Origin of the sequence: Pararhodobacter sp., assembly GCF_036802785.1 — a bacterium.
GTDB lineage: Bacteria > Pseudomonadota > Alphaproteobacteria > Rhodobacterales > Rhodobacteraceae > Pararhodobacter.
In genome coordinates, this window is sequence record NZ_DAIRVN010000041.1 from 24,262 (window position 1) to 39,910 (window position 15,649).

General features: G+C 65.2%; 17 protein-coding genes, 1 pseudogene and 1 riboswitch. Of the genes and pseudogenes, 7 read left to right on the forward strand and 11 right to left on the reverse strand.

Annotation, left to right across the window (positions count from 1 at the left end):
• Positions 1–26 precede the first annotated feature (26 nt).
• Positions 27–968, forward strand: coding sequence for an ABC transporter substrate-binding protein (locus V7Q53_RS14135; protein ID WP_333829257.1), 942 nt, complete (start codon positions 27–29; stop codon positions 966–968).
• A gap of 58 nt (positions 969–1,026) precedes the next feature.
• Positions 1,027–2,469 (forward strand): xylulokinase, encoded by a 1,443-nt coding sequence (gene xylB, locus V7Q53_RS14140; RefSeq protein WP_333829258.1) that lies wholly within the window; start codon positions 1,027–1,029, stop codon positions 2,467–2,469.
• Here the strand turns inward: xylB and V7Q53_RS14145 are convergent.
• Genes V7Q53_RS14145 through thiD form a run of 10 tightly spaced genes read right to left on the reverse strand, consistent with a single transcriptional unit; the run spans position 2,459 to position 9,800 of the window.
• Positions 2,459–3,190 (reverse strand): ABC transporter permease, encoded by a 732-nt coding sequence (locus V7Q53_RS14145; RefSeq protein WP_333829259.1) that lies wholly within the window; start codon positions 3,188–3,190, stop codon positions 2,459–2,461. The genes xylB and V7Q53_RS14145 overlap by 11 nt on opposite strands.
• The gene (locus V7Q53_RS14150) at positions 3,187–3,915 is read right to left on the reverse strand and encodes an ABC transporter ATP-binding protein (RefSeq protein ID WP_333829260.1); all 729 of its coding nucleotides are present in this window, start codon (positions 3,913–3,915) and stop codon (positions 3,187–3,189) included. The genes V7Q53_RS14145 and V7Q53_RS14150 overlap by 4 nt, the downstream gene beginning before the upstream one ends.
• The gene (gene tenA / locus V7Q53_RS14155; protein WP_333829262.1) at positions 3,912–4,586 is read right to left on the reverse strand and encodes a thiaminase II; all 675 of its coding nucleotides are present in this window, start codon (positions 4,584–4,586) and stop codon (positions 3,912–3,914) included. Before tenA ends, V7Q53_RS14150 begins: the two co-directional genes overlap by 4 nt.
• On the reverse strand, positions 4,583–5,533 hold the full coding sequence (locus V7Q53_RS14160; RefSeq protein ID WP_333829263.1) for an ABC transporter substrate-binding protein: 951 nt from the start codon (positions 5,531–5,533) through the stop codon (positions 4,583–4,585). The genes tenA and V7Q53_RS14160 overlap by 4 nt, the downstream gene beginning before the upstream one ends.
• A 10-nt stretch (positions 5,534–5,543) precedes the next feature.
• Complete coding sequence (locus V7Q53_RS14165) at positions 5,544–6,497, reverse strand: HesA/MoeB/ThiF family protein (protein WP_333829264.1); 954 nt, start codon at positions 6,495–6,497, stop codon at positions 5,544–5,546.
• Positions 6,494–7,090 (reverse strand): thiamine phosphate synthase, encoded by a 597-nt coding sequence (locus V7Q53_RS14170; protein ID WP_333829266.1) that lies wholly within the window; start codon positions 7,088–7,090, stop codon positions 6,494–6,496. The genes V7Q53_RS14165 and V7Q53_RS14170 overlap by 4 nt, the downstream gene beginning before the upstream one ends.
• Positions 7,087–7,848 carry a thiazole synthase gene (locus V7Q53_RS14175; RefSeq protein ID WP_333829267.1) on the reverse strand — a complete coding sequence of 254 codons (762 nt, stop codon included), beginning with the start codon at positions 7,846–7,848 and terminating at the stop codon, positions 7,087–7,089. The genes V7Q53_RS14170 and V7Q53_RS14175 overlap by 4 nt, the downstream gene beginning before the upstream one ends.
• A 3-nt stretch (positions 7,849–7,851) precedes the next feature.
• Positions 7,852–8,049 carry a sulfur carrier protein ThiS gene (gene thiS / locus V7Q53_RS14180; RefSeq protein ID WP_333829268.1) on the reverse strand — a complete coding sequence of 66 codons (198 nt, stop codon included), beginning with the start codon at positions 8,047–8,049 and terminating at the stop codon, positions 7,852–7,854.
• Entirely contained in the window at positions 8,039–9,004 is a 966-nt protein-coding gene (locus V7Q53_RS14185; protein WP_333829270.1) for an FAD-dependent oxidoreductase, read from the reverse strand. Before V7Q53_RS14185 ends, thiS begins: the two co-directional genes overlap by 11 nt.
• Entirely contained in the window at positions 8,997–9,800 is an 804-nt protein-coding gene (thiD, locus tag V7Q53_RS14190; RefSeq protein ID WP_333829271.1) for a bifunctional hydroxymethylpyrimidine kinase/phosphomethylpyrimidine kinase, read from the reverse strand. The genes V7Q53_RS14185 and thiD overlap by 8 nt, the downstream gene beginning before the upstream one ends.
• Positions 9,801–9,856: 56 nt before the next feature.
• Positions 9,857–9,960: riboswitch (TPP riboswitch) on the reverse strand.
• 132 nt (positions 9,961–10,092) lie between these two features.
• On the opposite strand from thiD, the gene otsB reads away from it, so the two are divergent.
• The 4 genes and pseudogenes from otsB (at position 10,093) to V7Q53_RS14210 (ending at position 13,830) form a co-directional block, all read left to right on the forward strand.
• Positions 10,093–10,896, forward strand: a complete 804-nt coding sequence (gene otsB / locus V7Q53_RS14195; RefSeq protein WP_333829272.1) for a trehalose-phosphatase — start codon at positions 10,093–10,095, stop codon at positions 10,894–10,896.
• Positions 10,897–10,942: 46 nt separating this feature from the next.
• Complete coding sequence (locus V7Q53_RS14200) at positions 10,943–12,526, forward strand: alpha,alpha-trehalose-phosphate synthase (UDP-forming) (RefSeq protein ID WP_333829273.1); 1,584 nt, start codon at positions 10,943–10,945, stop codon at positions 12,524–12,526.
• A gap of 304 nt (positions 12,527–12,830) precedes the next feature.
• Positions 12,831–13,700: a hypothetical protein gene (locus tag V7Q53_RS14205; protein WP_333829274.1), complete on the forward strand. Its 870-nt coding sequence runs from the start codon at positions 12,831–12,833 to the stop codon at positions 13,698–13,700.
• Positions 13,701–13,740: 40 nt separating this feature from the next.
• Positions 13,741–13,830 (forward strand): annotated as a pseudogene (locus V7Q53_RS14210).
• A gap of 210 nt (positions 13,831–14,040) precedes the next feature.
• Here the strand turns inward: V7Q53_RS14210 and V7Q53_RS14215 are convergent.
• Positions 14,041–14,469 (reverse strand): MerR family transcriptional regulator, encoded by a 429-nt coding sequence (locus tag V7Q53_RS14215; RefSeq protein ID WP_333829275.1) that lies wholly within the window; start codon positions 14,467–14,469, stop codon positions 14,041–14,043.
• A 114-nt stretch (positions 14,470–14,583) separates the two neighbouring features.
• Here V7Q53_RS14215 and V7Q53_RS14220 point away from each other — a divergent pair, with 114 nt between their 5' ends.
• A complete protein-coding gene (locus V7Q53_RS14220) occupies positions 14,584–15,510 on the forward strand; it encodes a cation diffusion facilitator family transporter (RefSeq protein ID WP_333829276.1) in 927 nt (308 codons plus the stop codon).
• The last annotated feature ends 139 nt before the right edge of the window (positions 15,511–15,649 follow it).

A 15,649-nucleotide genomic window follows, 5' to 3' on the forward strand; every position in this document is an offset into this window, starting at 1 on the left:
GGCATCAAAGCTGGGGAGGAGCCCTTATGAAACGCCTTATTTCTGTTCTCGCACTGTCAACCGCGCTGACCGCGCCTGCATTCGCTCAGGACACCCGTGTGATCGGTGTCTCCATTCCTGCGGCGACGCATGGCTGGGCCGGTGGCATGAACTACTTCGCGCAGGCGGCGATCACCCGTCTGGAGGCCACCTATCCGGAACTGTCCTTCGTGCTTGCAACGGCCTCTGACCCGTCGCGGCAGGTCAATGACATCGAAGACATGGTCGCCACCCGCAACATCGACGCGCTGGTGGTGCTGCCCTTCGAATCCGAGCCGCTGACCGGCCCGGTGCAGGCGGTGTCGGATGCCGGTATCTGGGTGACGGTGGTTGACCGTGGCCTGTCGGTTGAGGGTATCGAAGACCTCTATGTCGCCGGTGACAACCCGGGCTTTGGCCGGGTTTCGGGTGAATACATGGTCTCGCAGATGCCGGACGGCGGCAATATCGTCGTGCTGCGCGGCATTCCCACCACCATCGACAATGAGCGTGTTGAGGGTTTTCAGGCGGCCATCGAGGGCTCCGGCATCGAGATCCTCGGCATGGAACATGGCAACTGGAACCGCGACACCTCGTTTGAAGTGATGCAGGATTTCCTGTCGCGCCATTCGCAGATCGATGCCGTCTGGGCCTCGGATGATGACATGGCCATCGGCGTTCTGGCCGCAATCGAGGCCGCTGGCCGCGATGACATCCAGTTCGTTCTCGGCGGTGCCGGCATGAAAGAGATGATCCAGCGCGTCATGGACGGCGATACGATGATCCCGGCCAACGTGACCTACCCGCCCTCGATGATCGCCACCGCGATTGAGGTAACGGCGCTGAATCTTGTGTCGCAGGCGCCGGTTTCGGGCCAGTTCATCATCGGCTCGGTTCTGGTCACGCAGGACAATGCCGAAACCTTTTACTACCCCGACAGCCCGTTCTGAGGGTTTAGCAACACTCCCCCCGGCCGCAGGGCCGGGGGCCTTTTTTTGAGGAAATACCATGTATCTGGGGCTTGATCTGGGCACCTCGGGCATCCGGGCGCTGTTGATGGACGGCGCGCAGCGCATCATCGGTTCGGCCCATGCCGACCTGACGCTTTCGCGCCCGCATCCGGGTTGGTCCGAACAGACTCTGGAAGACTGGATCACCGCCGCCAGTGCCGCCGTTGCCGCCTTGCGCGCCGCGCATCCGGTCGAATTTGGCGCGGTCCGGGGGATTGGTCTGTCAGGCCAGATGCATGGCGCGACGCTGCTGGATGATACAGGCCATGCCCTGCGCCCGGCGATCCTGTGGAATGATACCCGCGCTGCCGAAGAGGCCGCCGCGCTGGACGCCCGCCCCGAATTCCGCGCGCTGACCGGCAATATCGTCTTTCCCGGCTTCACCGCGCCTAAACTGCTCTGGGTCGCGCGCCATGAGCCGGAGGTGTTCAGAAAAACCGCCCGCGTGCTCCTGCCCAAGGACGCCTTGCGCCTGTGGCTGACGGGCGAGGCGGTATCAGAGATGTCCGACGCCTCGGGCACAAGCTGGCTGGATGTGGCGGCGCGTGACTGGTCCGATGCGCTGCTGGCGGCCACCAATCTGTCGCGTGATCACATGCCCCGGCTGGTCGAGGGCTCCGCGCCTTCCGGTGACCTGCGCCGCGAATTGCTCAGCGAATGGGGCCTTTCCGGGCCGGTCGTGGTGGCAGGCGGTGCGGGCGACAACGCGGCTTCGGCCATCGGCATGGGCATGGTGCATGAGGGGCAGGCGTTTGTGTCGTTGGGCACCTCGGGTGTGCTTTTCGCCGCGAATGACGCCTTCCGCCCCAAACCGGAAAGCGCCGTGCATGCCTTCTGCCATGCGGTTCCGGGGCGCTGGCATCAGATGGGGGTGATCTTGTCGGCCACCGATGCGCTGAACTGGCATGCGAAAATCTGCGGCATGGACGCCGCCGCGCTGGACCGCGAGATTGGCGCATCGGTGCAGGCGCCCGGTGCGGTGACCTTCCTGCCTTACCTTTCGGGCGAGCGCACACCACATAATGACGCGCGCATCCGGGGCATGTTTGCGGGCCTTGGGCATGAGGCCGACCGCCCCGCCCTGACCCGCGCCGTGATGGAAGGCGTGGCCTTCGCGCTGGCCGACAACCTCGCCGCGCTGCGCTCAGCGGGCGCGCGGGTTGAGCGGGTAACGGCGGTCGGCGGCGGCTCTCAATCCGCCTATTGGCTGGGGGCGATCGCCACCGCGCTGGACCTGCCGGTCGATGTGCCCGAACGCGGCGATTTCGGCGCGGCGTTCGGCGCGGCGCGGCTGGGGCTGATGGCCGAAAGCGGGCAGGGGGTTGATGCTGTCTGCACCCCGCCTGTGATTGACCACACCATCGCCCCGGACCCCGCGTTGCGCGGCGCGTTTGACGATGCCTATGCGCGGTTTCGCAAGCTCTACAAGGTTATGGCCTAGCCAACCGCCGCAAAGCCGCCTCGAACAGGAAGAACAGCGTCAGGCTCAGCGCCGCCAGCGAGATCAGGGCCGCAAACATCAGATCGGTCTGGCCCCGCCCGTTCGCCATCAGCATCAGATACCCCAGCCCGCGCGATGACCCCACCCATTCGCCGATCACCACCGCGAACGGCGCATAGACCACCGCCAGCCGCAGGCCAGAGGCCAGCGCGGGCAAGGCGTGGGGCACCTGCAACAGGAACAACCGGCGCAGCGGCGTTGCGCACATCAGCACGGCCATGTCCTGATAGGCGGGCGGCAGGCGCATCAACCCGTCAAAAAACGCCGAAGTCACCGGAAAATAGACCACCAGCGCCACCATCACGATCTTTGAGGGCGCGCCATAGCCCAGCCAGAGGGTGATCACCGGCGCCAAAGCAAAAACCGGCATCGCCTGCGCAAAGATCAGCATCGGGCGCAAGAGCATCCGCGCGCCGGGCGACAGCGCCAGATTGAGCGCGGTTGCCACCCCCAGCGCCACCCCCGCCGACAGGCCGGTCGCGAGGTTGAGCGCCGTGAAGCGGGCGTGTTCCGCCAGCATCGCCATGTTGATCCACAGGCTTTGCCCCACCCGCCCCGGCCCGGGCAGGATGAACCCCGGCACCCCGGTGGCCCAGACGATTGTCTGCCAGAGCGCCAGCGCGAAACCGAGTGCGAGAACCCCGCGAGCCAGTGCCATCATGCCGGTTGCACCGCTTGCAGCCGCGCCAGCAGGCGGGCCTGCATTTCCAGCGTGGCGGGGTCAGCGTAGCTGCGGGGCGGCGGGGCATCGGGCAGAGCCAAAGCATCGGCCCCCTCCGGCCCCAGCAGCCACGCGCGGTCCGCCAACCGCAGCGCCTCCAGCGGGTCATGGGTGATCAGGAGAACGGTGCGCCCGGCCAGCAACCGCGCCGCCAGATCCTGCATCATCAGCCGGTTTGCGGCATCGAGCGCCGAAAAGGGCTCATCGAGCACCACCACCGGGCAATCCTCCATCAGCGTGCGGGCCAGCACCACGCGCTGGCGCTGCCCGCCTGACAGGCTGGCAGGCCGCCGCCCCTCCATCCCCGCCAACCCGACATCCGCCAGAAGCTGGCGCGCGCGGCTGGTATCCGGGCGCTGGCCCCGCAGATGCGCGCCGATGGTGACGTTATGCACCAGCCCGGCCCATGGCAGCAGCTGCCCCTCCTGCGCCATCATCGCCACGCGGCCCGTCAGGGGCGCGCCGTCACGCGCCACCAACGCGCCCGCCAGCCGATGCGGCCCGGCCAGCCCCGCCACCAGCCGCCCCAGCGTGGATTTCCCCACGCCGGAAGGCCCCAACAGGCAGCTCCACCCGCCCGCAGGCATGTCCAGCGCCAGATCGCGGATCAGGGCGGTATCGCCCATGAACAGATCGCCGCGCAGGCTGAGGGCGGGGGCGTTCATGCGCCGGAAAGCCCCATATCCCAGAAACCGACCTCCAGCCGCGTCGCTGTGGCAAAGCGCTGCGACAGGCGGGTGAACCGTGGCAGCCCGTCCCAGCCTTCCCCCAGCCGATGCACCAGCGCCCCGTCGATCAGCGCACCCACATCGCGGCAGAGCGCCTGATACTCGGCGCCGCCATAGGTATCGATCCACTCGCCATACACCCCGCCAGACCCCGCCAGCCGCGCGCCGATCTCGCCATAGCCCAGCACACACGGCGCAAGGGCTGCCATCAGATCAAGGAAATCGCCGGAATACCCCGCCTCCAGCACATAGCGGGTATAGGCGAGGTTTGCGGGGGCCTCCGGCGTGGCCTCCAGCGCTGCGGCATCAATCCCTTCGCGCGCACAAAGGGCCAGATGCAGCGGCATTTCCTGATGCACCAGCGCATGAACGGTGGCCGATGCCGCCTGCATCTCATTCAGCGTGTCGGCCTTGGCGGCGGCCAGCGCCCATGCCCGCGCGAAATGGATCAGGAAGACGTAATCCTGCCGCAGGTAATGCAGGAAATTCGCGCGCGGCAGATCGCCCCGGCGCAGCCCCTCGACAAAGGCATGCCGCGTATAGGCCTGCCAGCCAGGCGCTGCACCACGCCAGAGGGCAAAGGCGCGGCCATAATCGGGCACGCTCATGGCGTCGCACCGGCGGTCACGTCGATGGCCAGCTCGCGCACCGGCAGCCCGCCCGACGTGGCGCCACGATCGGCCAGAAACGCCTCGAACCGCGCATAACGCCCGGCATCCAGTGCGGCGGGGCGGGTGGCGAAGCGGGGCCAGGTATCGGCCCAGGCGCGGGTGTTCAGCTCGGTCTGCAATTCAGACGCGGTGGCGGCAAAGATGTCCCATGCCTGCTGGGGGTTGTTCAGAATGTAGCCGGTCGCGCGCTCGGTCGCATCAAGGAAGCGGGCGATGGCGTCGGTGTCCAGATCGACCGGGTTGGCGACGTAGATCAGTTCATCATAGGCCGGAACCCCCTCGCTTTCAGGGTAGAAGCAGCGCCCCTCGGTGCCCTCGATGGCAAGCTGGTTCAGCTCGAAATTGCGGAACGCGCCGATCACGCCATCGACCTGCCCGGCCATCAGCGCGGGCGAGATGGACCAGCCGATGTTGATCTGCTCCACATCTGTCGGGGCAAGCCCGTTATGCGCCAGCATCGCATCCAGCAACACCTCCTGCACGCCCGCCACGGCGAAACCCACGCGGCGGCCCGCCAGATCGGCCATCTGTTCCACCGGCCCGTCGGCCAGCACCACAAGGCAGGTGAGCGGCGTGGAAATCAGTGTGCCCACGCGGCGCAGCGGCAGGTCGTTGTGCCGGCTCAGGTGCAGTTGCGGCTGGTAAGACACCGCCAGATCGACGCGCCCGGCGGCGGCCATGCGCGGCGGGTCATTGGGGTCTGAGGGGGTGACAATCTCCACCACCAGCCCGGCATCGGTGAAATAGCCCAGCTCCTGCGCCAGAATGATCGGCGCGTGATCAGGGTTCACAAACCAGTCCAGCATGATGCTGAGGCGGTCCTGCGCCGCGGCGGGCAGGGCAAGGGTCGCGGTCAGGGCGAAGGTGGTGAGGGCGCGTTTCATGGCGTTCCTTTCAGGTGTTGAGGGCAAGAAGGGCGATACTGCCGGGCCATTCGGCCTGCAGCCTTTGCCCGGCGTTATGGGCACGCAGCCCGGTGGCGCAGGCCAGCACCACGCGGGTGCCGGGTGGCGGGGTCAGCGAGGTAATAGCTTCGGGCGGGATATGGCGGGCGTGGGGGCTGAAGGGCGCGGCCTCGGTCCGCAGGTCGATGAGCAGGTCATCGGCGCGGGTCTGGCTGGCGGCGATGAAGGGCAGGGGGGTGGCAGGCTCGGTCGCCTTGTCAAAACGAAAGCCGCCGGTGCGCCAGTTGGCGGCATCAAGGCTGATCAGACGGCCCAGCGGCGACGGCTCCAGCCCCAGCAGGACCGACAGCGCCATCTGCGCCTGCATGGCGCCGATCGCCGCCACCATCGGCCCCATCACTCCGGCCGTTGCACAGGTCGCGCCGCGTTCCGGCAGGTCAGGGAAGATCGCGCGCAGGCTGGGCGCGGGGCCGCAACAGCCCATCACATAACCCGCCATGGCAAGGGCCGAGGCAGTGATCAGCGGCTTGCCCTGCGCGTGGCAGATGTCGGAAAGCGTCAGGCTGGCGGCAAAGGTGTCGGCGCAATCGAGCACCACATCGGCATCCGCCACCAGTTTGGGGGCATTCGCCGGGTCCAGCCATTCAATGCGGGGGGTGAGGGTGACATCGGGGTTGAGCGCGGCCAAAGCCGTTGCGGCGGCCTCAACCTTGGGCTGGCCGATCTGGTCCATCCGGTAGAGCGGCTGACGATGCAGGTTGCTCTCCTCCACCCGGTCACCATCCACCAGCGTGATCCGCCCCAGCCCGGCACCCGCCAGATATTGCAACACCGGCACTCCCAGCCCGCCCGCGCCGACCACCAGCGCATGCGCCCCGGCCAGCCGCGCCTGCCCCTGTTCTCCCACCTGCGGCAGAATCATCTGGCGGGCGTAGCGGCTCATGCGCAGACCCTCAGCCAGTCACGCATCCGCCCCTCGGGGTCTGCGTTCAGGGTGATATCAGTCACCGCCGCCACGGTATCTGCCCCGGCCGCAAAGGCCCCCGGCGCGCGCTCCACCGACATGCCGCCGATGGCACAGAGCGGAATATCACCGATCAGCCGCTTCCATTCGCTGACCTTCTCCAACCCCTGTTCATGCCATTTCATCTGCTTCAGGATGGTCGGATAGACCGGCCCCAGCGCGATATATTCCGGCTTCAGCGCCAGCGCGCGTTCCAGCTCGGCATGGTCATGGGTCGAGACACCCAGCTTCAGCCCGGCGCGGCGGATGGCGGGGAGGTCGGCATCATCAAGGTCTTCCTGACCCAGATGCAGCCACTCCGCCCCCTCCTCAATCGCCAACTGCCAGTAATCATTGACCACCAGCGCCGCGCCATGGGCACGCGCCAGCGCCACCCCGGCGCGGATATCATGGCGCAGGACATCCGGCGCGCGGTCCTTGATCCGCAACTGGGTGAAGCGCACGCCAAGGGGCAGGGCGCGTTCCAGCCATTCAACACTGTCAAAGATGGGGTAGAAGCGGGGCAGATTCATAGCCAGGCCTTTCCGATCAGGGGGGTGGAGGGCGCGGCCATCTCACGCGGGGCCATCGGGTCTGCGCTGGCGGCCAGCGCGCCCGCCCTCGCGGCCAGCCCGAAGGCGCGCGCCATGGCGACCGGGTCACCGGCCTGCGCCACGGCGGTGTTGAGCAGAACCGCGTCAAACCCCATTTCCATCGCGTCAGCGGCATGGCTGGGCAGGCCCAGCCCGGCATCCACCACCATCGCCACATCAGGAAAAGCCGCGCGCAGGGTCTTCAGCCCGTAGCGGTTGTTCAGCCCCAGGCCCGAGCCGATGGGCGAGCCCCATGGCATCAGCACCCGGCACCCCGCATCGACCAGCCGCTGAGCCAGCACCTGATCCTCGGTAGTGTAGGGAAAGACGCTGAAACCCTCGGCGCAAAGCGTTTCCGCCGCTTCCAGCAGGCCAAACGGGTCAGGCTGAAGCGTGTCGGCATGGCCGATGACCTCCAGCTTGATCCAGTCGGTCTCAAACAGATCGCGCGCCATGCGGGCGGTGGTGATGGCCTCACGCGCCGAATGGCAACCGGCGGTGTTGGGCAGGATATGCACGCCCAGCCCCCGGATGATCTCGCCGAACGCCTGCCCCTGACCACCTTCGCGGCGCAAGGAAACCGTGGCGACCGCGGCATCCGAGGCGCGGAAAGCTGCCTCCATCACCGCGGGGGAGGGGTATTGCGCGGTGCCCAGCATCAAGGGGCTGTCCAGCGTCACGCCATAGAAATCGCGCATCAATCAGCCCCCCTGCATGGCGGCGAGCACTTCCAGCCGGTCGCCTGCGGCCAGCTTTGTGCCTTCACGCGCCGCCTTGGGCAGAAACTCCCCGTTCAGGGCAGTGGCAACACGCGCGCTGCCCCAGCCCAGTTCCGCCAACACCTCGGCCACGGTGGTGCCGGTGACGGTATGGCCTTCGCCATTCACCTCAATCTTCATGGAACAGATCCCCCTTGATGCCTTGGGTCAGATAATCAGCCGCCTGAAGCGCCAGCGCCGGGGCCATCAGATAGCCGTGGCGGAACAGGCCGTTCAGATGCAGCACCCGCCCCCGCCGCACCACGCGCGGCACATTGTCAGCAAACGCCGGGCGCAGGTCGGCGCCGGTTTCCAGCACCTCGGCCTCGGCAAAGCGCGGATCGAGGGCATAGGCGGCAGACAGCAGTTCCAGCAGCGAGCGGGCGGAAACGCCGCGCCGATCAGAGCTTTCGATCTGGGTGGCGCCCAGCATGTAAACCCCGCCCGCGCGCGGCACGATATAGAGCGGGTGGCGCGGGTGCAGCAGGCGCAGCGGGCGGGTGAGGGTGATTTCCGGCGCGCGCAGCACCACCATCTCGCCACGCACCCCGCGCAGGCCGGGGGCATCAGCCGCCATACCGCGCGCGTCGATCAACGGGCCGGGGATATCGGCGGGCAGGGCCTCGGCCCGCTCGATGGCGATGCCCCGCCCGGCCAGCGCGGCGACCAGATCGGCCAGCGCGCGGCGCGGGTCCAGATGGGCCTCCCCTGCGAAAAACAGCGCCTGCGTGGCGCGCAGTTCGGGTTCAAGCGCGCTGAGGCCGTTGCTCAGCAATTCATGCCCCGTGGTGCGCCGGGCAAAGCGCGTCAGCTCACCCCTGTCACGCTCCAACGTCACCACCAGCGAGCCGCGATGCGTGACCCCGGTCACGTCACCCCATGCGGCGGCGGCGTTCCTGCCATGGGAAACCACGGCAGGCTCGGCCACCGCCCCCTCGCAAAACGGGGCCAGCATGCCCCCCGCCCACCATGAGCAGCCATGCGGGCCGGGCGGGCCGTTGCGGTCGATCAGGCGGGGGGTCAGCCCGGCACGGGAAAGCGCCCATGCCGCCCAAAGCCCGGCCACGCCCGCGCCGATCACGGTCACTTCAGCCATGCGCCCAGACCCCGTGGAAATGATGCACCGGGCCAATGCCATGCCCCACGCCCAGCCCGTCAGCCGCCGCGATGGCGCCTTGCAGATAGGCATGCGCCCGGGTCACGGCGTCAGCCAGCGCCATGCCCTGCGCCAGCCCGGCGGCGATGGCGGCGGAAAGGGTGCAGCCGGTTCCATGCGTGTTGCGGGTGCACTGGCGCGGCGCGGTCAGGCGGGTAACACCGCTGGCCTCGATCAGCAGATCAACGCATTCCGCCCCCGCACCATGCCCGCCCTTCATCAACACCGCCTGCGCCCCCAGCCGCAGCAAGGCGTGGCCCTGCTCCAGCATCCCGGCCTCATCGCGCGCGGCGCTGGTGCCCAGCAGATCGGCGGCTTCGGGCAGGTTGGGGGTCAAAAGGGTGGCGCGTGGCAGCAGCAGGTTGCGCAGGGCCTCCAGCGCCGCCTCGGGCAACAGCCGGTCGCCCGACTTCGCCACCATCACCGGGTCCAGCACCACCGGCACCGATTGCGCGTGCAGCCGCTCCGTCACCACGGCAATCGCCTGCGCATCACCCAGCATGCCCAGCTTGACCGCCCGCACCGCCAGATCGCTGAACACCGCATCCATCTGCGCGGCAACCATCGCCGGGCTGGCGGCTTCGACCATCACCACGTCACGCGTGTTCTGCGCAGTCAGCGCGGTAATCACGCTGGCGCCGTAAACGCCCAATGCCGAGAATGTCTTGAGATCGGCCTGTATCCCGGCCCCCCCGCCGGAATCCGAGCCTGCGATGGTCAGAGCAATGGGAACCACGGGCGCCTCCTTTGGTTGCAACCAACGTAAGGAGACGGAATGCGGGCACCTTTCGGCCCCAAAAGCGCACCGTTCCCTACGCCGGTATGAGCCGGATCAGGTTCGATGGGTTGGCGCATTCGCCTCTCAGCCCCGCAACAGGGCACCCCAACGGTTATGCCCCAGACCTAGCGCCGAAAAATGAAAGCGACAAGGGGGCTGCGCGCTTTTTTGCCAGCCCGGCTTTCTCGCATGCGCAGCATTTTCTTCCGCGGACACGGGAACCAGGTGCCTCCGCGCGCGTTGAAATCCCATGCACACCGGAATCGCTTCGCCCGCTTCACCGACTCTGCCACCCGCCCTGTTACCATCGGAAACCGCGTTTTTTCTGGATGTGGACGGCACGCTGGCAGAGATCGTGGCGGACCCGGCGCAGGCGTGCATTCCCCCTGACGCACTGACCACCCTCAAGGCGCTCAGCGATGCGGCGGGCGGGGCGCTGGCGCTGGTCTCTGGCCGCAGCATCGCCCAGCTTGACGCGATGCTGCACCCGCTTGTGCTGCCGGTGGCCGGGGTGCACGGGCTGGAACGGCGCGATTTTGACGGGCGTGTCAGCCGGATGGTGGTGGATACTGCCGCGCACCGGCGCCTCGTCAGCGCCGTTGACAGCTTCGCCAGCACCCGCCCCGGCCTTCAGACCGAGGAAAAACCGGGCTCCGTTGCCCTTCATTTCCGCAACCGGCCCGAACTGGGGGCTGATTGCCTGCATTTTATGAACACAGAATGCAACGGCGACTCGCGCCTGACCCTCGTGCAGGGCAAGATGGTGGCAGAGTTGAAATTCGGTAGCCGCGACAAGCGCCAGGCCATTGCGGATTTCATGAATGAGCACCCGTTCCGGGGCCGCCGCCCTTTTTTCGCGGGCGATGATGTCACCGACGAGGCGGGCTTTGCCGGGGTCAACGCGCTTGGCGGCATCTCGGTCAAGGTGGGCAGCGGCGACAGCGCCGCGCATTTCCGGCTTGCCGACCCGGCGGCCCTTGCGGGCTGGCTGGCGCGGCTGCTGGCCTCGCGGGCACCGGCCCGTGGCCCGGCGGGGGAACAAGAACGCGGCTGATCGGTTGATCAGCCATGCAACGCAAAACCGATGCAAGGCGGAATCAATGATCGTCCAACGTCAGGATACCCTCAACGCGGCGTCAGGTGACCCGCAGGATGATACCGACCCGCTTTCCCGGCGGCCCGGCGCGGGCGATGGCAATCAACGGCTGGTCATCGTCTCCAACCGGGTCGCTGATCTGCGCTCTTCGCGGCAGTCGGGCGGGCTGGCGGTAGGGCTGGCGGATGCCTTGCGCGAAAGAGGCGGCATCTGGTTTGGCTGGAACGGCAAGCGCGAGGGGGAAACCGGCGGCGCGGTCGAATCGCATGAAGTCGGCAAGGTCACCTGCATCGGCGCGCCCATCAGCCCGGATGATTTTGCCGCCTATTACCTGGGCTATGCCAATTCCGTCCTCTGGCCGCTGTTCCACTACCGCCTTGATCTGGTCGATTACCACACCGACAGCTTTGAAGCCTATATGCGCGTCAACGAGGCCTTTGCCCGCCAGTTGATGCCCTTCCTGAAGCCCGATGACGTGATCTGGGTGCATGATTACCACCTGATCCCGCTCGCCGCCTGCCTGCGCCGCCTCGGTTGTCGCCAGCGGATCGGCTTTTTCCTGCACATCCCCTTCCCCCCGCCGGACCTGCTGTCAGCCTCGCCGCATCATGGCGAGCTGGTTGATGCGCTGGTGGATTATGACCTTGTGGGCTTTCAGACCCACACCGATGTCAGCAACCTGAAAACCTATCTCACCACCCACACCCGCGCCCGCGAACTGCCCGACAACAATTTTGAACTGGCCTGCCGCTCGGTGCAGATCAAGCGCTTCCCCATCGGCATTGATGCGGCGGGCTTCACCGCCCTTGCCCGGAAAGGAGACCCTGACCCCGCCATCGCCCGGATGCGCCGGCGCATGTCAGAGCGCAAGCAGATCATCGGGGTGGACCGGCTGGATTACTCCAAAGGCCTGCCAGAGCGGTTCAGGGCTTTTGAGACGCTGCTGGCGCAACACCCGGAACTGGTCGGGCAGGTCAGCTTCCTGCAGGTCGCGCCCCCCACGCGTGGCGAGGTCGATGCCTATGCCGATATCCGCGCCGAGCTGGAGCGGCTTTCCGGCGCCATCAATGGCCGCTTCGCCGATTTTGACTGGACGCCGCTGAAATACATCTGCCGCTCCATCCCGCGCACCAAGCTCGCGCCGCTTCTGTGCTACAGCAGGGTAGGGCTGGTCACCCCGTTGCGCGACGGGATGAACCTTGTGGCAAAGGAATATGTCGCGGCGCAGGACCCTGATGATCCGGGCGTTCTGGTGCTGTCGCAATTCGCGGGCGCTGCCGAAGAGATGCAGGAGGCGCTGATCGTCAATCCTTATGATATCGACGATATGGCCGCGCAGCTGTATCAGGCGCTGACCATGTCGCTCGACGAACGCCGCACCCGCCACGCGGCCCTGCTGGCCCATGTGACAACCTGCACCGCCCATAGCTGGATGACAGACTTCCTCACAACCCTGACCGCCCCCGGCACCGCCACCACAGGCGGCCGCTCCACACCAGGCGGCGAGAACGGCGAACTGGATGCGGCCAGCCTTGAGGGAATCCTGGAATGGATGCGCAACTCCTCCGCCACCCGCCCGGCAAGCTGATTTGAGGGGTGGGCAGGGAGAGGGGTAGGGTGGTCAATTTGAGCCCATCACCGATATTCCTGCATCCTGCTGCGAGTCAGATCATTTTGCGATAGCAACGTGACCGGCCCAAAGGAGACGTTCGCGCTGCAGCTTCCTCAAACTGAACGTTTGCAGAAAAAGAAATATCTACTATTTCTAGTTTGATTCGCCCTCAAATAACTTGCAGCTTAAAAAGAGAATTGTGAGGGTGCTAAGTGTTGATGATCGGCAGAGACACAAGTGGCCAATTTAAATTATCAACAGATTTGGTATGAGTGTGAACATGAACATGCGTTCGGAACTTCGAAAGCGGTGTTGGAACACCGAACCCAAATCCAAATTCATGATTCCCAGCTCCAGCAATCCGCTTATAAATGCCTCACGGGCAATCGCTTTAAGTGCTTATCCAAATTCCAAAGACCATGTTCGTGGCGGCAAAGCTGAAAAGTACTCGACTGCGTTACTAGCAAACATAATCCGGATTTCGAGGAATCTGGGTGAGGTGGATAGTCTACCGCAATGGGCTAAAGACATGCGCGTAGAATCCATGGAGCGCAATTTGTCAACAGGTTACCGCAATCTGATGCGAGCATTGACTATAAGAGATGTGATTAATTCCGCTCTGACGATGAAGGCCCAGCATAATCAACATCGACTCGGTGAAAAGATGACTTTTACTATTCAATATTCACCTGATACACAATCTGTGAATATCAAAATTCCGCTCAAGCCGACAGTATCCGGGTACATCTTGAGTGGACGAATCCCCGACACAAAACTTGCCTCACTAAGGGCAGCAATCCTTTATCACCAGCCAGCACTACAGAAATTCCAAGGGCCTGCAGTCAATGCGGATGGTCGCGACCCAGAGGCCGACTACCAGAATACCTATAACAGATACGTCCGACCAGCCCTGTTCGCCCAACACATCGTGCAAGTGGTTTGGGATCAAATAACTGATGCAGAACAAGAGGCAACTGAGCGAGGAATGCCAGTAGATGAGCTGCTCATGCGAAAACCCGACTGGGCGACCAACATTCATAGCACAACCGGTCAGGGTCTTGGATCGGCGATCTATGACATGCGACAGCTCGGTATCTCATCGTGCTGGTGCGAGATGGTGCGGTTTGCGGACCCACTACCCGATTCTTGAATAGAGAGTGCTCGTGAAAGACGAAGTAATTTGAATGGCAGGCAGCGTAGCTCAAAGGATAGAGCCTTCTGAAACTATCGCTCGAAGCGTGACAGAAGAGATGCGGGTTCGAGTCCCGCCGCTGCGACCATTGCGGACCTACCCACCGCGCGCCAAGAAGGACCGATGTGAGCTTTTCGAACTGCATCGCCCACGCTCCAGCAAGGTCCGCTTTCGCCCTCCACGCCCCGCATAGCTGCCATCGTTCCCGCCCCTGACCTCATGCGTAGTCGTCGAAATCGACCTCCATGCCCTACAATGACCGATAATGAAGATTATGTAATATGTCCACCCGCAGCCTTCACGATACCCTTGGGTGATCCGCCTCGCAATTGGCGTGGTCGGCCAGACAGACCAGCACATGACAATCGCCCGCCGCACCGCCTCCGTCGCAGGCCCCGGCGATGCGGGTCAGTTCGCGCTCAAGCGCCTGTAACTGGCTGATCTTGCGCCGGACCTTGTCAAGCTGCCCCACGGCGATATCGGTCGCTTCCTTGCAGGAGCGGTCGGGATGGTCCTGCAAGGCCATCAGCGCCTGTATCGCCTCCAGCGGGAAACCCAGATCGCGGGCGTGGCGGATGAAGCCCAGCCGGTCCAGCCCGCGCTTGTCATAGCGCCGCTGGTTCCCGTCCGAGCGGGTGACGGGCGTCAGCAGGCCCATGCCCTCATAATACCGGATGGTCGGCACCTTCACCCCGGTGCGCCGCGACAGATCGCCGATCGAAAACATGAAAACAGCCCTTGAACCTCTAGTTGCTAGAGAGTGTATCTGGCTAAGGACATCGTTGAAAGGCACGAATCATGTCCTCGGAAAACCACTCCCTCCGCCGCACGGAGGCCCGCCATGCCGCATGATCATCACGGCCATACCCACCTCTCCGCCGAAAGCGGTGACCGCCGGGTCGCCATTGCCATCTGGGCAAACGGGCTGCTGACCGTGGCGCAGGTCGCGGGCGGGTTCTTTGCCGGAAGCCTCGCGCTGATCGCCGATGCGCTGCACAACCTGTCTGACATGATGGCGCTGGTGATCGCCTTTGCCGCGCGCAAGATCGCCCGGCGCCCGGCGGACGGGCAGATGACCTTCGGCTACAAACGTATCGAGATAGTCGCGGCGCTGATCAACTATACCACGCTGATCGTGGTGGGCCTTTACCTGATCTATGAAGGCGGCATGCGGCTGATTGATCCGCCCGAGGTGATGGGCTGGATCGTGGTGATCATCGCCGGGGTGGCGCTGGTCATTGATACCCTGACCGCGCTGCTGACATGGTCGATGCAGAAAGGCAGCCAGAACATCCGCGCGCTGTTTGTGCACAACCTGACCGATGCGCTGGCCTCGGTCGCGGTGATCATCGGCGGCACGCTGATCATCCTCTACAACCTCTACTGGATCGACGCCGCCATCACCATCGGGATCGCCGCCTATATCCTCTACCTCGCGCTGACCGAGATCAGCCGCCCGGTGCGCCTGCTGATGCTGGCCAGCCCCCCGGGGCTTGACGGCGCCGCCGTGGTGGCAGCAATCCGGCAGGTTGCGGGCGTCGATGATCTGCACCACGTCCACCTGTGGGAGATGCAGGAAAATGAACCGGCGCTTGAGGCGCATATCGTCATCGCACCGGGCAGCCACGCCGGGGCTGAGGGCGTCAAGGCGGCGATCCGGGCGCGCCTGTTGCAGGAGTTCGGCATTACCCACACCACGTTGGAGTTTGAACTGCCGGGCACCTGTCCGCAAACCGTCACACTCTTCGGGCATGGCAGCCATGGATGAGCGCCCCCTGCCCCCGGTTGCGGTGCGGCAATGTTCCTGCGTATGGTCACGCCGGACGGTGTGCAGACAAACCGAAGGCAGGCGATGCAGCAGCGCGATTACCCCACCCTGACCGAGGCCACGCGCATCTGGGCGCGTA

Excerpts from the sequence above, each read along its gene's own strand:
- thiS (WP_333829268.1), bottom strand. The coding sequence starts at position 8,049 with ATGAAGATTGAGGTGAATGGCGAAGGCCATACCGTCACCGGCACCACC.
- tenA (WP_333829262.1), bottom strand. The coding sequence starts at position 4,586 with ATGAGCGTGCCCGATTATGGCCGCGCCTTTGCCCTCTGGCGTGGTGCA.
- V7Q53_RS14165 (WP_333829264.1), bottom strand. The coding sequence starts at position 6,497 with ATGAGCCGCTACGCCCGCCAGATGATTCTGCCGCAGGTGGGAGAACAG.
- V7Q53_RS14160 (WP_333829263.1), bottom strand. The coding sequence starts at position 5,533 with ATGAAACGCGCCCTCACCACCTTCGCCCTGACCGCGACCCTTGCCCTG.
- V7Q53_RS14135 (WP_333829257.1), top strand. The coding sequence starts at position 27 with ATGAAACGCCTTATTTCTGTTCTCGCACTGTCAACCGCGCTGACCGCG.
- V7Q53_RS14150 (WP_333829260.1), bottom strand. The coding sequence starts at position 3,915 with ATGAACGCCCCCGCCCTCAGCCTGCGCGGCGATCTGTTCATGGGCGAT.
- V7Q53_RS14215 (WP_333829275.1), bottom strand. The coding sequence starts at position 14,469 with ATGTTTTCGATCGGCGATCTGTCGCGGCGCACCGGGGTGAAGGTGCCG.
- V7Q53_RS14220 (WP_333829276.1), top strand. The coding sequence starts at position 14,584 with ATGCCGCATGATCATCACGGCCATACCCACCTCTCCGCCGAAAGCGGT.
- V7Q53_RS14170 (WP_333829266.1), bottom strand. The coding sequence starts at position 7,090 with ATGAATCTGCCCCGCTTCTACCCCATCTTTGACAGTGTTGAATGGCTG.
- otsB (WP_333829272.1), top strand. The coding sequence starts at position 10,093 with ATGCACACCGGAATCGCTTCGCCCGCTTCACCGACTCTGCCACCCGCC.
- V7Q53_RS14205 (WP_333829274.1), top strand. The coding sequence starts at position 12,831 with ATGAACATGCGTTCGGAACTTCGAAAGCGGTGTTGGAACACCGAACCC.
- xylB (WP_333829258.1), top strand. The coding sequence starts at position 1,027 with ATGTATCTGGGGCTTGATCTGGGCACCTCGGGCATCCGGGCGCTGTTG.
- V7Q53_RS14175 (WP_333829267.1), bottom strand. The coding sequence starts at position 7,848 with ATGCGCGATTTCTATGGCGTGACGCTGGACAGCCCCTTGATGCTGGGC.
- V7Q53_RS14145 (WP_333829259.1), bottom strand. The coding sequence starts at position 3,190 with ATGATGGCACTGGCTCGCGGGGTTCTCGCACTCGGTTTCGCGCTGGCG.
- V7Q53_RS14200 (WP_333829273.1), top strand. The coding sequence starts at position 10,943 with ATGATCGTCCAACGTCAGGATACCCTCAACGCGGCGTCAGGTGACCCG.
- V7Q53_RS14185 (WP_333829270.1), bottom strand. The coding sequence starts at position 9,004 with ATGGCTGAAGTGACCGTGATCGGCGCGGGCGTGGCCGGGCTTTGGGCG.